2 protein-coding genes are annotated in these 3,078 nt (G+C 45.1%); both read left to right on the top strand.

Features of this window, described 5'->3' with window-relative positions; translation table 11 throughout:
* Positions 1–474 precede the first annotated feature (474 nt).
* Positions 475–2,262 carry a sensor histidine kinase gene (locus QTO00_RS17265; RefSeq protein WP_331425876.1) on the top strand — a complete coding sequence of 596 codons (1,788 nt, stop codon included), beginning with the start codon at positions 475–477 and terminating at the stop codon, positions 2,260–2,262.
* Positions 2,255–3,078 (top strand): sigma-54-dependent transcriptional regulator (locus QTO00_RS17270; RefSeq protein WP_331425877.1); only part of this gene is annotated, 824 nt, incomplete at its 3' end. The genes QTO00_RS17265 and QTO00_RS17270, both read left to right, overlap by 8 nt.

The following is a 3,078-nucleotide window of genomic DNA, read 5'->3' on the forward strand; positions in this document are numbered from 1 at the left end:
ATGTGCCCAATCTAAAGAAAGGACCCATCCTTGTTTGTACTCTATGAGTACTCTTGTAAATCGAGTATCGATAATCGAGTATTCAATTATCGGACTAATTAGCGATATCCTTCGAAGCCAGAGAGTAAATTCTGGTTCGGCAAAGGTATCTCCGATTAGCCTCAGGATTAAAAATTTAGACGCAGCATTCTACCGAGCTGATCGTTAGCTGTCGAGCCGATCACCTCAATCCCTGTGTCTTAACCCTAAAAACTCACTTAACTGCTAAAAAAAACATCAATAAAGCGTTCTTTGTTTCCAGAAATGGGGACATTAATGCCATTTTCAAGAGAAACTAGCGTTTTTTTTCAATTAAAGATCAAAACAAGATCTAAGTCCGGTTTTATCCCTCAGTTTAATCAGCTGATTAAACACATTTGTAACAAAAACCTTTACGCTATACCAAGTTAAGGACACTTCACAGGAGAGCTAACGTTGACATTCAGACGTAGCAGATTTTATCTACTGACACTCTACCTGTTTACCCTAATCTTGGGCTCTAGCTGGGTGTGGAACTCGAGAGAAAGCCGCCTGTTTGCTGGGCATAAAGAACAGCTTGAGCGATTTGCGGAGTTCATCTCAAGCAAGCTCGACAAATACGCTCACTTGCCACAGCTGATTGCCAAGGACGCAGAACTTATCGCCGCCCTTCAGGCACCTAAAAACAGCGCGCAAATTGAGTTAACCAACCGCTATTTAGAGCAAGTCAATGAGACGATTCAATCGACCGACGCCTACCTACTCGACGAGTTTGGCAACACTATCGCTTCGAGCAACTGGAATCTCGAACGTTCATTCGTTGGTCGCAACTATGCGTGGCGGCCTTACTTCTCTAATGCCATTCAAGGCAATCCAAGCCAGTACTTTGCTCTAGGCTCAAGCTCTAAGCAGAGAGGCTACTATTTTTCCTACCCGGTCACCTATGCCGCTGAAATCATAGGCGTTATCGTCATCAAAATGGATCTCAATGCGATTGAGTCCAACTGGCAAAATCGCAACAACATTTTTGTCGCTACCGATAAGTACGATGTCGTCTTTATGTCTAGCAGCGACGAATGGTTGTTCAAAAGCTTAACTCAGCTAAGTGATACGGACCGACAGGCTATTCTCGATAGCCGGCAATACTTAGACTCACCGATCGACTCATTTGGCTTTACTGGTGATATGTCAAGCCCCCAAACAGAAATCAAAAAGCCAACATCGTTGGGATTCAACAATGCGTTTTTGGTCTCATCTCGCGATTTAGACAGTCATGACCTCACACTGAGAGTTCTCACTCCCAAATCAGTGTTACTCTGGTCGACACTGAGTTATGCGTTGGTGGTGACATTGATATTTGTCATCGCGTACTTATCGATGCAGTTGGTGTATCAACGCCAATTAAAGAAACGTCAGTTTGAGCAATTGCAATCAGAGGCCAAACAGAAGCTTGAGTTTTTGGTGATGGAGCGCACTTCCGAACTGCATGCTGAGATTCACGAAAGAGCAAAAACTGAGCAGGCTCTACGCCAAACTCAAGATGAACTGGTGCAAGCGGCTAAGCTGGCGGTATTAGGTCAGATGTCAGCTAGCATTAGCCATGAACTCAACAATCCACTTGCAGCGATTCGTAGCTTTGCCGACAACGGAAGACGCTTTCTAGAACGCAACACGCTTGAGCGAGTCGACGATAACTTATCTCGTATCTCAGCACTGACCGAGCGGATGGCAAAGATCAGTAACCAGTTGCGCTCTTTCGCGCGAAAAAGCGACGTGAATGAAGTAAGCAAAATGAATATTGCTCCAGTGATTATCGCAGCTAAAGAGCTCCTCTCACCACAGTTTAAATCTAAGATGGTTTCCCTCGAACTACAATTGGAGCAAGCTTTACCTGAAGTTGAGATCAATCCAATTCAATTTGAACAGGTGGTTATCAACCTTTTGACCAATGCACTACAAGCGGTGGAAGAACAAGAGGCACGGCAGGTCATTATTTCGACCAGTATTGAAGGTCAGCAACTTAATGTACACGTCGATGACAACGGCCCCGGAATCAGTATCGATCAACAGCAATCCCTGTTCGAGCCTTTTTATACCACCAAGAAGAACGGTTTAGGACTTGGTCTCTCGATTTCACAGCAAATTACCCAGGCTATGGGCGGTTTACTCAAAGTATCGCAGTCTCCTCTTGGCGGTGCGCGATTTACTCTCTCTCTGCCAGTAACAAGGAATGCAGATGTATGATGTAATCTTTATTGATGATGAAAGTGATATTCGCTTAGCGATCGAACAAAGCTTTGAACTCGAAGATATTCCTGCACGCTTTTTTGCCAGCGCCGAAGAAGCGTTACTGGCAATAAAACAAGACGGCCTGCCAAAGGTGGTCATTACTGACATTTGCCTACCTGGATTGTCGGGTGAGAATATTTTGTCGAGCATTCTCCACCAAGACCCAAATATTCCCGTAATCCTGATTACCGGACATGGTGATATCTCAATGGCGGTCAATGCACTTAGGAACGGAGCTTACGATTTTATTGAGAAGCCATTTCCCATTGATCGCTTAATCGACACCACTCGTCGCGCCTTAGACAAGCGCGACTTAACGCTTGAAAACCAAGAGCTCAAACGCACCCTAAAAGCAAGTCAAGCCCTTGGCCCGAGGATTATCGGGGATACACCCTCCATTCAAGCACTGCGTGATACCATCATTCATATCGCTGATACCAACGCAGACATCCTTCTATTTGGCGAAACAGGAACCGGTAAAGAGCTGTTCGCCCGATCGATCCACGAGCAAAGTCCGCGTAGAGACAATAATTTCGTTGCGATAAATTGCGGTGCGGTGCCTGAAAACCTAATTGAGAGTGAGCTCTACGGCCATGAAAAAGGCGCGTTTACCGGAGCAGATACAAAACGAGTTGGTAAATTTGAACATGCTCAAGGTGGGACATTATTTTTAGATGAAATCGAATCCATGCCCTTACAAGCTCAAATTCGACTATTGCGGGTACTGCAAGAGCGAGTGATTGAGCGTGTGGGTTCCAATGAGCTTATTCC

It is taken from the genome of Vibrio sp. M260118, from assembly GCF_036533755.1.
Classification (GTDB): Bacteria; Pseudomonadota; Gammaproteobacteria; order Enterobacterales; family Vibrionaceae; genus Vibrio.